This window comes from Kribbella sp. NPDC004138 (genome assembly GCF_053603655.1).
Genome location: NZ_JBSGFZ010000016.1, coordinates 98,621 through 118,002 on the forward strand (window position 1 = coordinate 98,621; position 19,382 = coordinate 118,002).

At 69.0% G+C, this 19,382-nt stretch carries 12 protein-coding genes; 6 read left to right on the plus strand and 6 right to left on the minus strand.

All coding sequences use genetic code 11. The features are described 5' to 3' along the window. Positions 1-9 precede the first annotated feature (9 nt). Positions 10-2,043, plus strand: a complete 2,034-nt coding sequence (locus ACWEOO_RS23015) for a hypothetical protein (protein ID WP_452144732.1) — start codon at positions 10-12, stop codon at positions 2,041-2,043. Then, a complete protein-coding gene (locus ACWEOO_RS23020) occupies positions 2,036-3,163 on the plus strand; it encodes a glycoside hydrolase family 28 protein (RefSeq protein WP_452144733.1) in 1,128 nt (375 codons plus the stop codon). Before ACWEOO_RS23015 ends, ACWEOO_RS23020 begins: the two co-directional genes overlap by 8 nt. Here ACWEOO_RS23020 and ACWEOO_RS23025 read toward each other — a convergent pair. The 3 genes from ACWEOO_RS23025 to ACWEOO_RS23035 all read right to left on the minus strand — a co-directional run bounded on the left by ACWEOO_RS23025 (position 3,135) and on the right by ACWEOO_RS23035 (position 6,888). Further along, positions 3,135-4,481, minus strand: a complete 1,347-nt coding sequence (locus ACWEOO_RS23025; protein ID WP_452144734.1) for a four-carbon acid sugar kinase family protein — start codon at positions 4,479-4,481, stop codon at positions 3,135-3,137. The genes ACWEOO_RS23020 and ACWEOO_RS23025 overlap by 29 nt on opposite strands. 86 nt (positions 4,482-4,567) lie before the next feature. Next, positions 4,568-5,884, minus strand: a complete 1,317-nt coding sequence (locus ACWEOO_RS23030) for a RuBisCO large subunit C-terminal-like domain-containing protein (protein WP_452144735.1) — start codon at positions 5,882-5,884, stop codon at positions 4,568-4,570. After that, positions 5,881-6,888: a zinc-dependent alcohol dehydrogenase gene (locus ACWEOO_RS23035; RefSeq protein WP_452144736.1), complete on the minus strand. Its 1,008-nt coding sequence runs from the start codon at positions 6,886-6,888 to the stop codon at positions 5,881-5,883. The genes ACWEOO_RS23030 and ACWEOO_RS23035 overlap by 4 nt, the downstream gene beginning before the upstream one ends. Before the next feature lie 124 nt (positions 6,889-7,012). On the opposite strand from ACWEOO_RS23035, the gene ACWEOO_RS23040 reads away from it, so the two are divergent. Then, positions 7,013-8,725: a hypothetical protein gene (locus ACWEOO_RS23040; protein ID WP_452144737.1), complete on the plus strand. Its 1,713-nt coding sequence runs from the start codon at positions 7,013-7,015 to the stop codon at positions 8,723-8,725. Next, positions 8,722-11,445, plus strand: coding sequence for a family 78 glycoside hydrolase catalytic domain (locus tag ACWEOO_RS23045; RefSeq protein WP_452144738.1), 2,724 nt, complete (start codon positions 8,722-8,724; stop codon positions 11,443-11,445). The genes ACWEOO_RS23040 and ACWEOO_RS23045 overlap by 4 nt, the downstream gene beginning before the upstream one ends. Before the next feature lie 100 nt (positions 11,446-11,545). On the opposite strand, the gene ACWEOO_RS23050 is transcribed toward ACWEOO_RS23045, so the two are convergent. After that, positions 11,546-12,550 carry a LacI family DNA-binding transcriptional regulator gene (locus ACWEOO_RS23050; protein ID WP_452144739.1) on the minus strand — a complete coding sequence of 335 codons (1,005 nt, stop codon included), beginning with the start codon at positions 12,548-12,550 and terminating at the stop codon, positions 11,546-11,548. A gap of 181 nt (positions 12,551-12,731) precedes the next feature. Here ACWEOO_RS23050 and ACWEOO_RS23055 point away from each other — a divergent pair, with 181 nt between their 5' ends. Together ACWEOO_RS23055 and ACWEOO_RS23060 are read left to right on the plus strand one after the other, a co-directional pair. After that, the gene (locus ACWEOO_RS23055; RefSeq protein ID WP_452144740.1) at positions 12,732-15,167 is read left to right on the plus strand and encodes a pectinesterase family protein; all 2,436 of its coding nucleotides are present in this window, start codon (positions 12,732-12,734) and stop codon (positions 15,165-15,167) included. Between the two features lie 313 nt (positions 15,168-15,480). Further along, positions 15,481-16,668: a hypothetical protein gene (locus ACWEOO_RS23060; RefSeq protein WP_452144741.1), complete on the plus strand. Its 1,188-nt coding sequence runs from the start codon at positions 15,481-15,483 to the stop codon at positions 16,666-16,668. Here the strand turns inward: ACWEOO_RS23060 and ACWEOO_RS23065 are convergent. Further along, on the minus strand, positions 16,665-17,960 hold the full coding sequence (locus ACWEOO_RS23065; protein WP_452144742.1) for a glycoside hydrolase family 28 protein: 1,296 nt from the start codon (positions 17,958-17,960) through the stop codon (positions 16,665-16,667). The two genes, ACWEOO_RS23060 and ACWEOO_RS23065, sit on opposite strands and share 4 nt — an antisense overlap. Then, complete coding sequence (locus ACWEOO_RS23070; protein WP_452144743.1) at positions 17,957-19,381, minus strand: glycoside hydrolase family 28 protein; 1,425 nt, start codon at positions 19,379-19,381, stop codon at positions 17,957-17,959. Before ACWEOO_RS23070 ends, ACWEOO_RS23065 begins: the two co-directional genes overlap by 4 nt. Between the last annotated feature and the right edge of the window lies 1 nt (position 19,382).

The window sequence follows — 19,382 nt, forward strand, 5'->3', positions numbered from 1 at the left end:
CCTGACGGTGTGGTCCTGCAGCTCGGCCTGGCCGACGGCCCGGTCTGCCTCGAACGCCCGCTGGCCGGTCTGCTGACCTGCTCGGCCGGCCGGCCGTGGCAGCCGAGCCTGCTCCAGACGGCCGGGACACCGTCACCCGACGGCTGGTGGATCTCGCGGCGACCGGGCGAGCACCGCGCCGGCTGTCGCACCGGACCGCTCGCGGTCGAGGTGCAGTTGGCATTCGACGACGGCGACCGGTTGAACCTCGAGCTCCGGTGGCGCAACACGAGCAAGCGCCGGCTCGCGGACCTTGCTGTCGGGCTGCTGCTCGACCTGGGCCGGGTGAAGGACAGCCAGCTCACCGTCCCCGGCGTGATCTACAACGACAACCCGTCCGCCGACCCGGCGCGCGCCGTACCGCGAATCGGTCCGGCGCCCGGCGGCGGATTCGTCGCCGAGGAGGACCGGCTGCCGATCCCCGGGGTGAACCTCGAATGGCGCGAGGGCCGCGAACGGCGCTGGCTGTCCGTCCTCTCGCGCCCGCAGGCACGCCGCTCGGGGGACGGCCAGGTCCGCTACGGCTCGCTCGGCGCGATCCGGCAGGAGGGGCCAGCGATCGCGGCGCTCAGCGGCGTCCTGATGTTCGACGGCAAGCAGGACATCCGGTATGTCAGCAAGGCCGAGACCGAGGTCACCGACGACGGCTACCTCACGCTGCGGCCGGGGGAGAGCTACACGCAGCAGCTGATCCTCGACTGGGGGCCGCAGGACATTCGTGGTCACGCTTTCCGGCAGCTGGTCCACACGGCGCGCGCGGTCTTCACTGGTGCCGGTGCTGACGGTCTGGCACTGGACGAGTTGATCCGGCTGAAGACAGTTGCTCTGGACAACCGGTGGTACCAGTCCGGGACGGTGGCCGGGTACACGAAGTTCAGTGACATCCCGGGCAACGGTCCGCGGAAGACGCGGCACTTCATGTACGGGTGGACCGGCCAGGCGCTCAAGCTCGCCTGGTGCGACGCGCAGCTCGGCTTCAACACCCGGGACCGCCTGCGCATCGATCGCTGCCGGGCGGCCGTCGAGTTCTACCTGTCGGGCAGCCCGACGCCGACTCCCGGTCTGCGCCACAACGCCTATCAGGCCATCACCCGTCGCTGGACCAGCTTCCGGACCGGCAACCGGCCCATGGTCTCCAGCCGTGCTTATGGCGAGACGATCGCCGACCTGGCCGACATCATCACGCTCTTCCGAGCGCACGGCGAAGCTGTTCCGCCGTCCTGGTTGCACGCCCTCACGGAGTCCATGACCTTTCTCCGCAGCTCGGCCGGCGCTCAGTTGGCCGACGGCACGTTCCCGGTGGGGTGGCGGCTGGACGGCTCGCCCGCGGCGACGACCGTCTCGTCCGCCGGGATCCCGTGCGTACTGGCTGCTCTCAAGGCCTCGGAGGTTCTCGACGACGCCGAGCTGTTGTCGGAGGCGACCGTCTGGCTGTCCCGGTACCACGATCAGCACGCGCGGACCTTCGACCGCCCGTTCTCGCGGTCCACACTCGACGCGGCGTGCGAGGACAAAGAAGCCGGCATGTACTACTTCATGGCCGCCTACGAGCTCTTTCGCCGTACCGGCGATCCCGTCTACGCGACCTGGTGCGAGGTGGCCGCCGACTGGCTCCTGACCTGGGTCTACGTGTGGTCTCCGGAACAGGACGAGGGCTCGCCCTTGCACGCGGCCGGCTTCAACGCGATCGGCTGGCCGACGGTCAGCGTCCAGAACCACCACCTCGACGCCTTCTTCCCGACGTACGAACTGCTGTCCTTCGGACTCACCACCAACCGCCGGTCGTACGTCGTCGCGGCCCGAACGACCCTCCAGGCGCTCACCCAGACCGTCGCCATCAGCCCCCACGACTGGAACTTCCCCCTGCCCGGCGAACAAGGCGAAGCCGTCTTCCAAACCCACTGGCAACGCCGCGGCCACGCCAACACCTGGAACCCCAGCTGGGTCATCGCCGTACCGCTCGCCAACGCCCTCCGCACCCAAGCCCTACCACCCGATGCCTGACTACCTGATCACCGACTTCGGCGCCGCTGCTGACGCGGACTGTACAGCGGCGATCGCGAGGGCGATCGACGCGTGCGCGCTCACCGGCGGGCGCGTCGTCGTACCCGCCGGTGAATTCCACACCGGCGCGATCCGGCTGCGCAGCAACGTCGAGCTGCACGTGTCTGCCGGCGCGACGCTGCGGTTCAGCACCGACCCAGCGGCGTACCCGATCGTCCGCACCCGGTGGCAGGGGATCGAGTGCTTCAGTCACTCACCTCTCATCTACGCCTACGACGAAACGGACGTCGCGATCACCGGCACAGGAACCCTCGACGGCGGCGCGAGCTCGGACAACTGGTGGCGCAACACCCGGCCGCGCACGGACTGGGAACGTCTGCTGCGCATGGTCGACGACGGCGTCCCGGTGGCGGACCGTGTCTTCGAACCCGGTCACGGTTTCCGCCCCAGCTTCGTCCAGCCGCACAGCTGTCGTCGCGTCCGCATCGAAGACGTCCGCATCGTCAACGCCCCGATGTGGGTGGTGCACCCGGTCTTCTGCAGCGACGTCCTGGTGCGCGGCGTCACTGTCGACTCGCACGGCCCGAACAACGACGGCTGCAATCCCGACTCCTGCACGGACGTCGTCATCACCGGCTGCTCGTTCGACACCGGTGACGACTGCATCGCGATCAAGTCCGGCCGCGACGACGACGGCCGCCGCGTCGGCCGCCCGTCCCGGAACATCCTCATCGAGTCGTGCCGATTCGTCGCCGGCCACGGCGCCCTGACGATCGGGAGCGAAGTATCCGGCGGAGTCCACAACGTCCACGCCCGCGATCTGCACGTCACCGGCCCAGCCGTCGACCACGCCGTACGGATCAAGACGAACTCCTCACGTGGCGGCCTGATCGAGCAGGTCCGTGTCGAAAACCTCGCAGTCGAGTCAGTCACCTCCTCCGCCGTACTCATCACCACCCGCCACGCGGAACCCGAACACTTCGGCGGCCACGCCCCCGTCGTACGCGACATCACCATCACGAACCTGACCGTCGCCTCCGCGCCACGCACCGTCGAAATCCTCGACAGCCCACAGGCACCAGTCGAATCCTTCACCCTGACCACCCCCGAAACCGCGTAAACAGATCGACCTCCCCCAACTGCCCCGGCTTCAACAACAACTCCAACCCATCAAGCTCCACCTCGCCCGACGCCGCCCGGCACAAATGCACCCCAGGCGCGATCGACTCCGACGCATCAACCAGCTCAAGCGCACTGATCCCAAGCTCCCGCAACACCTGCCCGGACGTATCCCCACCCGCCACCACCACCCGCCGTACACCGGTCGCCGCGGCAACCCCTCGCACAACCTCCGCCAACGCAGCAGGTACCTGCGCGAGGCTCCCAGGATCCAACTCATTCGTATGCACGACGACCCCATCCACTCCCGCCACGAACGCACCAATCGCCCGCTCCACCACACCCTCCGCGAACGCACCAGTCGCCTGACCCACCGCGCCGTCTGCTGGCACAGCAGTCGTCTGACCCATCGTGCCGTCTGCGAGCGCGGCGGTCGTCTGAGCCGTCGCACTGTCTGCGAGCGGCAGCACCTCCCAACCGGCGGAGCGGGCGTGCTCGATCTGCTCTGCGGTACGCCGCGACTGGCTGCCCGACACCACTAACACCGGCCCACCGACACGCGACGCCGCCGCGGTAGCTGCTCCGCCGTCAGGCCGAAGGGCCAAGGCGACGGCTCGGGACATACCGCCTGAGCCGACGACGAACCAGGCCTCACCCGCGTCTCCCAGGATTCCCTTTCCGAGTAGCCGCAGATCCTCGTCGGTCAGCGCATCGAGCAAGACCGCGGCAACATCTCCAGCCGCGGTGAGGCCAGTCGCGAGGGTGGAGTAGGTGGTCAGGTGACGGGCGCCAAGAGGAAGCGACGTCTGACGGCTGAGGTGTTCGCGGAGATCGGATTCGTGCATGGGGGTGGCGGGATGCGCGGACATGGTGGGTTGACGGTCGAGGCGGTGAACGGCGCCGGCTTCGGCGGCGAAGTGGTGGCTGAAGACGGTGTAGCGGCCCAGCTCCGGTTGCGCGATGAGAATGGGTACGACGGAGGTACCACAAACCTCCCGCCCGATCTCCACCGCTCGCCCGATGCTGCCACGCGTGGGGGAGGAGTCGGCCGTCGAGCACACCTTGTACTGCAACACACGTGGCCCAAGATCCCGGAGCGCCTCCAGCGCCGGACGGAGCTCAGCTTCCTGCTCGTCAGGCGGCAGCGACCGTGCGATCCCGGCGACACCGATCACGTCGTACCGCTCGGCCAGCTCGCGCAACTCAGATGCCGACAGCAACGTCACGAGCAGCACCGACCGCAACCCGACCCGAGCAAACTGCACCATCGCATCGGTCGACCCAGTGAAATCGTCGCCGTAAAACGCCGCCTCAACCACAACCGCCGCCCCACTTGTTGAAGCTCTGTTGCGCTGCGAGAGCCTGTCTGGTGGTGGGCGTCGGGTCGGTGCTGGTGGTTGTCGTCTCAGGCACGGTTGCCGCCGAACTTGTCGAGGGCTTCGCGTAGTGCGGGGACCTGGGTGGCGGCCTGGTCTAGGTCGGTGCCTGAGGTTGCGGCTGACCAGGCTGCTCGCATGGCGGTGACGCCTGCGGCTGGGCCGCTTGGGTGGCCGTGGATGCCGCCGCCTGCCAGGACTAGGAGATCGGTGGTGTTTGTGCGGCGGTAGGTTTCCGGGGCCAAGCCTGGTGTCTGGCCGGAGGAGAGGACGGGCAGTGTCTCGTAGCCTCCTAGTAGGGGTGTGCGGACAGCGGTGATGGAGCGGAGGACCTCTTCGTCGGTCTCGTAGAACTTGTTGGACAGACCGTTCGTGTGCAGGTGATCCGCGCCGGCCAGGCGCGCGAGTTTGGACCAGGCGACGTAGTCGATGCCTAGCTGCGGTGCGCGGGTGTACACCCCGGTCATCGCGCGGTGGCCGTGGATGGGTAGCGCGCAGCGTTCTCGGAGCCAGGCGAGGGCGGTGAAGCCGACGAGGTTCACGCAGACCATCACGCAGGTGCCTCCGGCTGCCTGGACAAGGTCGTGGTTGGCGGCCATACGGTCTAGGTCGTCGGTGATGTTGAACGCGTACATCGGGCGGCGTCCGGTGCGCGCGGCGACCTTGTCCAGCTCCTCGGTGACGACGGCCACGCGGTCGGCGAGCGGCGAGTGCGGCGGGTTGCCCATCAGCTCGTCGTCCTTGATGAAGTCGATCCCGGCCTCGGCGAGCTCGCGGACGACAAGGCGGAGCTCCTCCGGCGGCAACCCGATACTCGGCTTGACGATCGTGCCGAGGAGTACGCCGTCCGGCCGGTCGAGCAGTTCGCGCGTCCCGCGGACGCCGAACTGCGGGCCGGGGTAGCGCTCGGCGAACGGCGTCGGGAGATCGAGGTCCAGCAGCCGAATCCCGGCCAGTTGCCGGAGCTCGAACAGGTTCCCCGCCACCGCGGCGAGCAGATTGGGCAACGAGGGCCCGAAGTTGTTCAGCCCGAAGGCAACCCGCACGCGTCCACTCGTCCGGCCGGCCGCGAGTGCCACATCCGCCGTGCCCGGCGACCCCGTGCCCGGCGGCCCCGCGCCGGGCACGGGTGGTCGAGTTGCCCCTGGGAGGTCCGGGTTGCCGGTGGGGGGTAGTTCTTCGATCGACACAACTCGGGCGGCGAAGCGTTCGCGGAGCTCGGGGGTTTCGCGTGCGACGGCTGTGAACGTGCCTGTGGATTGCTCGCCGGCCACGGCTTCGGCGGCTTGCTCCAGCGGGAGGTAGGTCTCGATCAGATAGGTGGCGACGACCTCGTGGGCGCTCATCGAGTCGGGTCGATCTGGGTCTTGAGGTGGGCGGCGCCGCCGTCAATCGCCGCCAGAGTCTCCGGTGTGCGGCCGAGTGGCACGACGTCCGAGATGTACGGACGGACGTCGAGAGTCCGTGTGTTGACGAGTCTTGCGGCCGCCGCGAAATCGGTCGGTGTGTAGATCGTCGAGCCCTGCACTGTGACCTCCTTGAGAACGACTGGATTCAGATCGACGGTCAGTGCGCCGCCGAACATTGGCAGCAGCACCACTTGCCCGCGCGGTCTGCACAACGCCAACGCCTCCGCCAGGCACCCGGGATGCCCGGAAGCCACCACGACCACGTCGAACCCGTCGCCACCACTAACCTCGAGCCCGATCGACGTCAGGTCCGACGAGAGAGGATCGACCGCGATGTCGACGCCTTGTGCCACCAGGAACTCGCGGTTGTGCTGCTTGATGTCGCTCACCAGCACCGTCCGGGCGCCGCGGTGCCGACTGATCGCGGCCGCGAGACTCCCGATCGCGCCGCCGCCGAGGACCGCGACGGCGTCACCGGCCCGCACGGCCGATGTCGAGCGCCATCCGACGGCGGCCGGCTCGATCATCGCGCCCTCGCCGTACCCGATCTCGTCGTTCAGGGGGATCAGGACCCGCCCGGGCGCCGCGAAGTACTCACTCAGCATGCCCGGCCAGCCCAGGCCGGGGACGCGTTTGTGCTTGCAGAGATGCGGATTCCCGGTCTCGCAGCGCGTGCACTCCCAGCACGAAAGGGCCGGCAGCACCGCGACGTGGTCGCCCGGCCGGAAGCGTGGGTCGCCCGACGTCACGACCTCTCCGGCGCCCTCGTGGCCCAGCACGACGGGTGGCTTGCGGAACGGGTGCTGCCCGCTCCAGGTGTGCAGGTCCGAGCCGCACAGCCCGACCGCGCGCATCCTGAGCAGCACGTCGCCGCCCGTCTCGGGATCCGGCACGTCGGTCACCGAAACCTGCCGCGGAGCCTCCAGAACTGCTGCTCGCACGAGGCCTCTCCTTTCACTCGGGCCCGCCCAGTCTCCGCCAGTAAACGTCAAGAAAACAAGGCGGATCGGCCAGCCTGTGGATAGCCGGTTGACTTCGGCGGCCGAGGAGGCAAAGGTTTACCTCATGGCGACGATCCCCGCGACACTGCTGCTCGAGGACCGGGCCGCGCTGGCGATGAACGCGGTGACCGGACTGGCCGACGACGACCTGGACGGCATCCCCTTCTTCAGTGCGAACCTGCTGGCTCGCCCGGCCCGCATGGACCACGGCGATTGGGACTACGGCTCCAGCCACGGCAGGCTCACCGACGCGATCCTGCTCACCCGGCAGATGACCGGAGGCAAGGACTGGGACCCGCGGTGGGACACGATCGCCGACCGCTACCGGCAGCGGCTGTTCGCGCTGCTCGCCGACGACGGCCTCACCTACCGCCAGGTCCATCCCAAGGGACACTGGCTGCCGAACGCGAATCTGATCGACCAGCGCGCCACCCTGCTCGCGATGACGACCGCTGTGGTCGCCGCCGATGATCCACAGGCGCGGCAGGCCGCGGACCGCCAGGTGGCAGCGCTGAAGCGGATCGCGATCAAGGAGCGCGACGTCTGGTTCTATCCGGCCTCGGAGTACACGAAGGACGGCTGGCCGTCGTCGAACGCGATCGACCTGCATCTTGCGCCGGACCCGGCCTCGTTCTCCGGCCGTCTGATCATGCCGCTGCTGCGGTACCACCAGGCCACCGGCAACACCGACGCGCTCGAGCTGTGCGAGTGGTTCGCCCGTCTGATCGTGGAGAAGAGCGGTGTGTTCAACGCGGACGGGAGCTTCAACTCCGCCCGTGCCTACCGCAGCGGCCACTTCCACACGCGCGTCGGGACGCTGGAGGGGCTGGCGCGACTGGCCAGGCACACCGGTGACCACGGGCTGACCGAGTTCGTGCGCCGCAGCTATGACTGGGTTCTCGGCGAGGCGACCAGGTTCGGCTGGACGCCGGGCGACCTCGCCGACCAGCAGTACGAGCACGAGACCTGTTCTCTCGTGGACCTCATCGGTCTGGGCACGACGCTGGCCGGCAACGGACTCACGGAGTACTGGCCGGTCGTCGAGCGCTTCGTCCGCAACCACCTGGCCGCGTCGCAACTGCAGGACGTCAGCTGGGTGGAGTCCGCCCCGGACCGCTCACAGGACGAGCCCGGCTGGCGGACGTACGTCGACGTCGGCGAGCGAGTCCTCGGCGCCTTCTGCGGATACGGCGCTCCGAACGACTATGTCTCCGACGTGCCGCTGGGCCGTGGCCACACGAACGACGTGCAGGCATGCTGTGTGGGCTCCGGCGTCCGTGGCCTGTTCTGGGCGTGGAACAGCATCGTCACCGGCGACCACCAGGTGCGGCGGGTCAACCTGCTGCTGACGCGCGGGCACCACGCGGTCGACGTGATCAGCCACCTGCCGGTCGAGGGCAAGGTCGAGTTGCACGTCAACGAGCCGATGGAGGAGCTCCGCGTGCGGATCCCCGACTGGGCCGGGTATGCGCGGTTGAAGCTCCGCCGCGGAGACGACGAGCGGACCGGCGCCGAGCGAATCTGGGCGCCCGACGGCTACCTGTCGATCCCGAAGCCGCAGCCGGGAGAGCGGATCGTGGTGACGTTCCCGATGGTCGAGCAGACCACCACAGAGCTTGCGGCCGGCAACGAGTTCCGGACCATCTGGCGAGGTGACGACGTGATCGCGATCGACCCGCCCGGCACGTCCCGCCCGATGTACGGCGACCGCCCCGAGCACGCCGGCGGCCTGCGGGAGTACGAGCTGCATCGACCCGAGACGGAGTGGTCCTGGTGACAACTGACTGGGTGCTGTCCGAAACGCCGGCCGTGACAGAGCTGCCAGGGCTGACGGCGTACGACCTGCGCTGCGAACACCGAGCCGACCCGCTCGGCATCGGTACGGCGCGACCGCGGCTGAGTTGGCGGCTGGCCTCGCCGACGCGTGGCGATCGGCAGGACGCCTTCCGTGTGCGCGTGCTGCGCGACGGCGTGCAGGTGTGGGACAGCGGGTGGCGCAGCGAGCGGACGACGTCGGTCGACCACGGCGGTGCTCCGCTGACGTCGCAGACCGATTACGTCTGGCGGCTCGAGGTGCGTGACGCGGCTGGAGCCGTCTCATCGGCCGAGGCGACATTCGCGACCGGGCTTTTCCATGACGACGAGTGGCAGGCGCACTGGATCGAGCACGACTACGAAACTGATCCGTACTTCGAGCCGCCGGTGGATCGCGCCGAGCCGCGGACGGTCCGGCAGGCGACCATCGCGCCGCCGCGCTACTACCGCCGGTCGTTCGAGCTCACCCAGCCGATCACCAGGGCCCGGCTCTACGCGACCGCCCACGGGCTGTACCAGTTCCACGCCAACGGCCGGCGGATCGGCAACGACGAGCTGACGCCGGGCTGGACCGACTACCGCGAGCGCGTCGCCTACCAGACGTACGACGTGACTGAGGTGTTGCGCGCCGGCGAAAACGTGATCGGTGCCGTCCTCGGCGAAGGCTGGTGGTCCGGGTACGTCGGATGGGACACGCGCAGCCACGCGCACCACTACGGAAAGAAGCCCCAACTGCTCGCGCAGCTCGTCATCGATCACCCCGATGGCTCGCAGACCGTGGTCGCGACCGACGGCCGCTGGGTCGATCACGTCGGACCGATCAGATTCGCCGATTTGCTGATGGGGGAGTCGTACGACGCGAGGCTCGAGCTGGGCGACTGGTGCAGCGCTGGGTACGACGCGAGCGAGTGGGCACCCGCCGGCGATCTTGGTGGTGATGTGTCGACACTGATCGCGGCGACGACCGACCCTGTGCGTGTCACTGAGGACGTGCCGGCGGTCGCGGTCACCGCGGTCGAGCCAGGACGCTTCATCGTCGACCTCGGGCAAAACCTTGCCGGTCGCGTGCGGTTGCGGGTGCGCGGCGCCGGTGCCGGAGACCGGATCCGGTTGCGGCACGGCGAGATGCTGCAGGCCGACGGCGAGCTGTACACCGCCAACCTGCGGACGGCCGACGCCACCGACTACTTCGTCAGCGCCGGCGCGACCGAGGAGTTCTTCGAGCCGATCTTCACCCTGCACGGCTTCCGGTACGTCGAGGTCGACGGGTATCCGGGCGAGCTGACCGCCGACGACGTGACCGGTCGGGTGCTGCACTCCGACACGCCGGTCGCGGGGCGGTTCGAGTGTTCGGATCCCGGCGTCAACCAGCTGCTCAGCAACATCCGGTGGGGACAGCGCGGCAACTTCGTCAGCGTCCCCACGGACTGCCCGCAGCGCGACGAGCGCCTCGGGTGGACGGCCGACGCGCAGATCTTCCTGCCCACGGCGGCCTACCAGGCCGACGTGCTGACCTTCTTCGAGAACTGGTTCGCGGATCTCGCCGTGGCGCAGACCGACGAAGGCGCGATTCCGGACGTGATCCCGCACGTGATCACCGGCCGGCACGGCACGCCGGCGTGGGCGGACGCGGCGACGATCGTGCCGTGGACGCTGTACCGGATCTACGGTGACGAGCGCGTGCTCCGGACCGCGTGGCCGGTGATGCGACGCTGGGTCGACTACGTCCACCGTGCCAACCCCGACCTGATCTGGAGGCACCGCACGAGCGGTCACTACGGCGACTGGCTGCAGGTCGGTGTGCGCACCGATCGCGACGTCCTCGCAACGGCGTACTTCGCGCGCAGCGTGGAGTTCACGGCCGCGACCGCCGAGGTGCTCGGGCTGACGGACGAGGCAGCGGCGTACCGCGAGCTGTGGACGAAGATCGCGGCGGCGTTCGTCGCGGAGTTCGTCGATGCCGAGGGCAAGGTCCGCGGCGACACCCAGACCGGGTACTTGCTGCCGCTGGCGTTCGGGTTGCTGCCGGAGCAGGCCGAACAGGTGGCGGTCAAGCACTTGGTCGCGGATCTCGAGCTCCGCGGGCGATCGTTGACGACCGGGTTCGCCGGGGTTGCGCTGCTGTGCCCGATCCTGACCAGATACGGGTACGCCGAGTTGGCGTACGACCTGCTGCATGACGACCGCTACCCGTCCTGGGGGTACTCGATCAAGCACGGCGCGACGACGATCTGGGAGCGCTGGGACGGGTGGACCGAGGAGAGCGGGTTCGGCCCGGTCGCGATGAACTCGTTCAACCACTACTCGCTCGGCTCGGTCGGCGAATGGCTGTACGGCGACGTCGCGGGGATCAGCCAGGCGCCCGAGTCGATCGGCTTCCGCGACCTCGTCATCAAGCCCTGTCCAGGCGGCCGGCTCACCTGGGCCGAGGCGTCGTACGACATCCCCTCCGGCCGGGTCTCGACCCGCTGGGAGGTCGTCGACGGCACCCTCACGCTCGACGTCACCGTCCCACCCGGCGCCGACGCGACGATCCACATCCCCACCTCGAACCCTGCTTCCACCCAGGAGTCCGGCCACCCCCTGACCGACGCCGAAGGCATCACCCTGCGCGAGGCCGGCGCCGACACCGCCACCTGCCGAGTAGCCCCCGGCACCTACCACTTCACCGCCCAGGCCTGACCCGCTACTCGCTCCGCAGAAGCCGCGGGGTGAGGTGGGGCGGCCGGCGGCCCGGAGAGCGGGGCGCCGAGTGATGTCGGCTCGGTTGGCGGTGGGGTGGTCAGCGGCGGCGGGGTGGGTGGGTGGTGGAGCCGCGGATGACGAGTTGGCCTCGGACGTGGGTGGTGGCGGTGGTGACCTTCGGGGTGAAGCGTTCCCAGGCCTGGCGGCCGAGCTCGACCGTGGACACGGCGTACGTCGTCAGGCCGGGGTCGGTGTGCGCGCTCATCGGGGCGTCGTCGATGCCGGCGACCGAGATGTCGTGCGGGACGGACAGGCCGAGTTCGCGCAGGCGGCTGAGGACGCCGACGGCGACGTGGTCGTTGAAGCAGATGATCGCGGTCGGCTGGTACGTCAGCGCCTCCTCGACCGCCTCCCGCCCGTCGACGAGCGTCGAACCGCACTCCACCCGGACGATCGTGAGCCCCGACGCCTCCGGCGAGCGGAAGCCGCGCTGCCGCTGCTGATCGGACCACGCGGCGGTCGGCCCCTGCAGGTACGCGATCCGCTTGTGCCCGAGCGACGCGAGATGCTCGCACAGCGCCCGCACACCGAGGTGGTAGTCGACAACCACCGAGCCGACGGCGTGGTGCCGCAGCACCCGGTTGATCAGGACGAGTCGCCGCGCCGCCTCCGCGACCTCGCGCAGGCGCGGCGTGCTCATCCGGGGCGCACACAGCAGCAGACCGTCGACCCAACGCGCGAGTTCGATCGCGGACCGGTACTCCTGCTCCGGGTCCTCCTCGGTGCCGGCGACCAGCGTGTGGTGCTCGTCCGCGGCCGCCTCGGCGGCGATGCCCTTGAGGATCTCCGCGAAGTACGGGTTGCCGAGATCCGGTACGACGACGCCGACCGTCCGGCTGCTGCCGCGCAACAGCGTCTGCGCCGCCGGGTTCGGCCGGTAACCGACGTCCTGGGCGGCCACCCGGACCCGGTCGGCGACCTCCGGCGACACCGGCTTGCCGCCGCTCAGCACCCGCGACACGGTCGCCGTCGACACCTCGGCCAGCCGCGCCACGTCATGGATCGTCGCACGAGCTGCGCGGTTCGCAACGGGCTTTCTCACCGCCCCATTGGACCATGAGCGCAGCGCAGATCGCTGCCGGCAGCACGATGTAAACCTTTTCCCGATTTCCTGAGGCGAACCCTTGACGTCACCGCGCAGCGCTGTCACGGTTGCCAGGAAAAGGATTACCCGCCCACCGCCCCGGGCCTTCTGTTGCGGCGGTCCGCGCGAGGAGATCGCCGTGCGAAATCGTCTGTTGAGCCTGTGCCTGGTCGTGCTCGCCGGAGCCGGACTGCTGACCGTGTCCGCCGGACCGGCAGCCGCCGCGAACCCCGCGACGTACGGCCCGTTCGACCCGCGGATCGAGCTCGACGGTCATTGGGGCCGTGACGACGACGTCGCGATCACGGTGAACTCGGGCTCGTCGGTCCGCTTCCGCTTCACCGGCTCGCACCTGGGCGCCCTGTTCGACACCGCGTCGATCACGGTCCCCGCGCAGCTGTACGTCGCGATCGACGGCGGGGCGCCGGTGCTGCACAAGGTCGACGCGGACCACAAGGTGTTCGCCGACGACCTGGACCCGGTGATCGCGCACACCGCCGAGATCCTGGTCAAGGACGTCGACGAGTACGAGAACCGCTGGAACGTCCCGCTGCAGACCGGCGTCGTCCTGAAGAAGATCGAGCTCGCCCCGGACGCCAAGCTGATCCCGCTGCCGACGACGGCCGAGCACCGGATCGACTTCTACGGCGACTCGATCACCCAGGGCGTGCTGGCCCTGTGCGCCGAGCTCGGCACGGACTGCGCGGACGGCACCAAGGCGTACCCGCATCTGGTCGGGGAGGCGTTCGGCGCGGACACCAACCAGGTCGGCTTCGGCAAGCAGGGCATCCTGCAGCCGGGGCACGGCAACGTCGGCACCGCCGCGGAGTCGTTCGGCTGGAATCTCGCCGGCTTCCCCGCCACGGGGTTCGACCCCGGCGCGGTCGTCGTCAACTTCGGCACGAACGACGCGGCGTACGACAGCGCGCAGTTCACTCCTGCGTACGCCGCGTACCTCAGCAAGATCCGCGCCGCCTACCCGCGCACGTTGATCGTTGCCCTGCGCCCGTTCAACGGCACGCACGCCGACGACATCAAGGCGGCGGTCGCGGCGGCCAACGACCGCAAGATCGTGTACGTCGACACCACGGGCTGGCTCGGACCGGACGACTTCAACGGCAGCACGCACCCGAACGTCAAAGGCCACCAGGTCGCCGCCGCCAGACTCACCGCGGTTCTCAAACGCCTCACCGGCTGGTCCACCGGCCCCATCGGCACGCCGAAACTCGCGCCGCAGGGTGTGGCAGAGGCGACCTGCTCGGACACGCCGCTGACCCTCACCTACCAAGGGCCCGTCAGGGTCGGTGTCACCGGGAAGGTCCAGATCCATGCGGCCAACGGGGACGTCGTCGACACGATCAACCTCGCGGACCTCACGTCGTACCAGCGGTCGGTCGGGCAGGCGCAGACGGACTTCGGGCAGCTGCACACGTGGATGTACCAGGCGGTGGTGGTCGACGGGCGGACGGTGAAGATCTACCCGCACCGGCGGCTCGAGCCTGGCCAGGTGTACTCCGTAACTGTCGATCCCGGGTTCGTGGTCGGGGACCGTGGCACCAAGGATTGGCGGTTCAGAACCCGGCACGATCCCAGAACCGATGAGCGCTTGTCCGTAGGCCCCGGCCAGGACTTCTGCACGGTGCAGGCGGCGGTCGACGTTGTGGGGGAGGGGCACAAGGCAACGATCGACGTCGCCCCGGGGCTCTACCGCGAGCTGGTCTGGGTGCCGCCGACCAAGCCCGGGCTGACGATTCGCGGCGCGGGCGCCGGCAAGACCGTGATCGGCTACCCGAACAACAACCTGCTGAACGGCGACTCCGCGATGGGCAACGTCCCGCCCGAACAGTCGTACTGCCAGCGCCGCGTCATCCCGCAGTCCGACCGGTTCAACTGCTGGCGGTCCGCGATGGCCGTGTTCGCGGACGACTTCACGATGTCGGACGTGACGGTACAGAACCTCACGCCGTACCGCGGTTCGCAGGCCGAGGCGTTCTTCGGGAACGGGAGCCGGATCGTGCTCGCCCGGGTCCGCATCCTCGGCTACCAGGACAGCCTGCGCCTGCAAGGCCAGGCGTTCGTGACGAACAGCTACGTCGAGGGTGACGTGGACTTCGTCTGGGGGACCGGCGGTGTGTTCATGCAGGACTCGGAGCTGAAGGCGCTGCACGAGGGCTACTACAACCAGGTCCGCAACACCGACAACGGTCCCGGCAACATCTTCGTCCGGGTGCGACTGACCCGTGCGCCGGAGGTGCCCGACGACAGCGTGTTCCTGGCGCGCGCCGAGCTCAGCCGGTTCCCGACCAGCCAGGCCGTCTTCGTCGACTCTGCGATGGACAGCCACGTGAAGAAGACCGGCTGGCAGATCACCAGCCCCAACGACTGCGCGGCCGCCGGCCAGATCCGGTTCTGGGAGTACCACAGCACCGACCTGGCCGGCCGGCCGCTCGACACCAGCACACGACTGGCGTGCTCCCGGCAGCTGAGTGATGGGGAGGCAGCCAGGCTGTCCTCCCCATCAACAGTGTTTGGCGGCTGGCATCCAGTGGTTCCCGCCTCACCTCTCGAAAGGTGATCCATGTTGGCGTCCTCCACCACCCGAAGGCGGGGGATTTCAACCCTTGCGGGTTGAGGTTCGCGGTTCACAGCCGTGCCTTACTGCGCAAGAAGGCTCCCCGCACTGCCACGGCCCGCCCGGCCGCGGTTATTCGTCTGGCATCTGCTGGTTGCTTGGCTATCGCAACTGGTGCAGACAGTACCCAATCCAACCGACAACCTGTGAAGGGAGGGAGATGGCGTACCCTCGCGGCAGTGGTCGACGCGGCAGCGGCGCCATCGAACTCATGAAGAACGTCAACCGTCGGGCCATTCTCGGAGGTGCTCTCGCCGTGACTGCCGGCAGCGCGACCGGATGGCCGCTGACCGCGGCCGCGACGGAGGTCCCCGCGGGCGGTGTGCAGCCGCACCCGGCGCCGCGTCCCGTCGCGCCGGTGAATGCTGAGATCGCGGCCGCCCACGCGGCGACGTACAAGACGCTGCCGCAGGTCGTCGTCGGGGTGGACGTCGAGGAGCTGATGAAGATCCACACCGCCGCCGACGCGGACGCGCTGCGGCCGCAGTTGGTGGCGCAGGTTTGGAAGGACACCGGCGTCCTGCCGACCGGGCTGCCGACGGTCCGGCGGGACATCGGCGTACCGCCGGAGCTGCCGGAGTTCACCGGCGTACGGCGGTTCGACAAGCTCGACGTGGCGATGGAGTTCGGGTACGTCGCGAGCGTATTCGTGCTCGAGCCGGTGCAGAGCACGCACCGCCGGGTCGCGTTCTACCACAACGGGCACGGCGAGGGCCTGGACACGATGCAGCGGGTCGCGCAGGGGCTGCTCGACCACGGGTACACCGTGTTGCTGTTCGCGATGCCGTTCTACCACTGGAACCCGAAGACGCTGCAGGACCCCGCCGACCCGGCCAAGCAGTTGCAGCCGTCGCACAACGACCTGCCGCAGTGGGCCTCGGCCACGTACTCACCGCTCGCCTTGTTCCTGACGCCGCTGGCGGTCGCGATGAACTACGTGCAGGCGACGTACCGGCCGTCGTCGGTACAGATGGTCGGGCTGTCCGGCGGCGGGTGGGCGACGAGCGTGTACCCGGCGCTGGACACCCGGATCACCCGGTCCTACCCGACGGCCGGCTCGCTGCCGTTCTTCGTCCGGCCGGGGTCGCCGAAGCCGAGCCCGACCCGCGGCGACTGGGAGCAGCGGCTGGACATGCAGCCGGGGTTCTACGGGCTGGCCGACTTCCCGGACTTCTACGCGCTCGCCGCCGTCGGGCCGCACCGGCGGCAGATGCAGATCCTCAACCGGTTCGACGAGTGCTGCTTCAACGGCGTCGGCCACCGGTCGTACGAGGCGGCGGTGCGGCAGCGGATCGCGGTGATCGGGACCGATGCGGTGAGCAACGAGTCGAACGGCCACTGGGAGCTGCTGGAGGACGCGACTCACGGCGATCACACGATCAGCCCGTACGCGCTGTCGGTGATCCTGTGGGACCTCGACGTCCACTGCGCGCATCTGCCCTAACGGATCTGGTGGACGTCCTTCACGAGACGGCCGTTGATCGTGACGTCGTCGAAGCTCAGCACCGCGTGCTGCACGGTGCTGGGCTGGTCGACGGTGAAGGCGCAGTCCACCAGCCGGAAGTCTTCGATCCGCGCGTGCCGGTAGCCGCGGAGCAGCAGCGCGTTGCGCGCGTGCTCCACGGTCACGCCGCGCAGCTCGACGTTCCGGACGGACGGCGTGAGCGGGCCGGCCTCTCCCTCACCGCGGTGGAAGTTGCACTGGACGACTTCCTTCAGGACGTCGGAGATCGTGATGTCGCGCAGGTAGACGTTCTCGACGAAGCCGCCGCGGACCGCGTTGGTCTTGATGTACAGCGCGAAGTACGGCCCGCCGATCCGGCAGTTGCGGACGTAGACGTTGCGGACGCCGCCGGTCAGATCGGATCCCAGGGTGATCGCGCCGTACTTGACCCGCAGCTCGCAGTTCTCGATCAGCACGTCCTCGGTCGGTACGCCGACGCGCAGCCCGTCCGCCTCACGGCCGGACTTGAGCGCGATGCAGTCGTCGCCGGCGTCGATCACGCAGCCGGAAACGACGACCGAGCGGCACGACTCGAGGTCGATGCCGTCGTTGTTCGGCCCCTGCGAGTCGATCACCAGGTCGCGGATCGTCACGTTGCGGCAGAGCACCGGGTGGATCTGCCAGAACGGTGACCGCACCACGGTCACACCCTCGATCAGAACGTTGATGCAGTCGTACGGCTGGACGAAGCTGGATCGCAGGCGGGTGCCCCGCACCCTGTCTTCGAGCGGTACGCCGTACCAGCTCTGTTCGCGGAGCATCCGGAACTCGTCGTCGCATTCGTTGAACCACTGCCACCAGCTGTCCCACGACCCTTGGCCGTCGAGCGTGCCGGTACCGGTGATCGCGATGTCGGTGCAGCCGTGCGCATAGATCATCGGCGCGTGGTTCAGCAGGTCGAGCCCTTCGTACCGCGTCTCGACGAGCGGGAGGTAGTCGGCCGGGTCGGTGCTGAAAAGCAGCGTCGCGCCCTCGCTGACGTGGAGTTCGACCGACGACAGCAGGCGGATCCCGGTGGTGTGCCAGCGGCCGGGCGGTACGACGACGCGCCCGCCGCCGGCTGCGTGGCAGGCAGCGATCGCGGCAGCGATCCCGGGGCCGGCGTTCGCCTCGACCGCGCCGTACGCGGTGATCGGGAAGTCGACGGCAGGAAAGGCCGGCGGCCGGACGCCGGCCAGAATGCGGTCGGCGTCCGGCCAGCCTGCCGGGTGAGCGGTGTCCGGAGCGGTCACGTGAGCTGCGCCGGGTCGGTGATCAGCTGTCCGTTGACAGTGAAGTTCTGGAACGTGAGCTCCGTGTCCTGGATCGAGCTGGCGGCGTCGATGCTGGTGTACGTGCAGTCGATCAGCCGGAAGTCCTGGATCGGCGAGCGCGGGTACCCGAAGATCGAGAACGCGTTGCGGGCGTGCCCGACGTTCACGTTGCGCAGCTCGACGTTCCGCACCCGCGGCGTCAGCGGGCCGACGTCGCCCTCGCTGCGATAGAAGTTGCAGGACACGACTTCCTTGGTCAGGTTCGAGATGTCGAGGTCGCGCAGGTAGATGTTCTCGGCGAAGCCGCCGCGCACCGAGTTGGTCTTGATGTAGAGGCCGAAGTACAGGTTCGGGCTGCCGATCGTGCAGTTGCGGACGAATACGTTCCGGACGCCGCCGGTCATCTCGCTGCCGATCGTGATCGCGCCGTACCGGATGTTCAGCGTGCAGTTCTCGATCAGGATGTTCTCCGACGGCACGTTGATCCGCAGGCCGTCGGCGCCCTTGCCGGACTTGATCGCGATGCAGTCGTCGCCGCAGTTCAGCGTGCAGTCCTGGATGTGGACGTACTGCGAGCTCTCCGGGTTGACGCCGTCGTTGTTCGGGCCGCGGCTGTCGATGGTCAGGCCGCGGACGGTGACGTTGCGGGACAGCACCGGGTGGATCTCCCAGAACGGCGACCGCAGGATCGTCAGGCCCTCGATCAGCACGTTGCGGCAGGACTGCGTCTCGATGAACGCGGCGCGCAGGTGATGGCCGTCGCCGAACACGCGGTCCTCGACCGGTACGCCGTCCGCCGCCAGCTGCTGCAGCGTCTGGGCGTCCGGGCCGGAGGGCGTGACCCAGGACCACCAGTTGTCCCAGGTCGCGCCGCCGTCCAGGGTGCCGCTGCCGGTGACCGCGATGTTCTCGCAGTCGCGCGCGTAGATGAACGGCGAGTAGTTCATGCACTCCTGGCCCTCGAAGCGGGTCAGGACGACCGGGAGGTACTGCGTGGGGTCGCTGCTGAACAGGAGCGTGGCGCCGGCGGAGACGTGCAGGTTGACGTTCGACTTCAGGTGGATCGCGCCGGTGAGGAAGGTGCCGGCGGGTACGACGACGCGGCCGCCGCCGGCGCGGTGGCAGGCGTCGACGGCCTTCGCGATCGCATCCGTGGCGAGCGTCGAGCCGTCGGGGATCGCGCCGAACGTGGTGATCGAGAAGTCGCGGGCGGCGAACCGCGGTGGACGGGTGTTGCGGAGGATCTCGCTGACATATCCCCAGCCAGGCCCCGGATCGTGGAGGGCCGACCCGCCTGCGCCGTCGGCGGCGGCAGGTCCGGCCGCCAGGATTCCGGCGGTGCCGGTGACGGCCGCGGCTGCGCCGAGGCGGAGGAAGTTCTTCCGGCTCACGTCATTCATG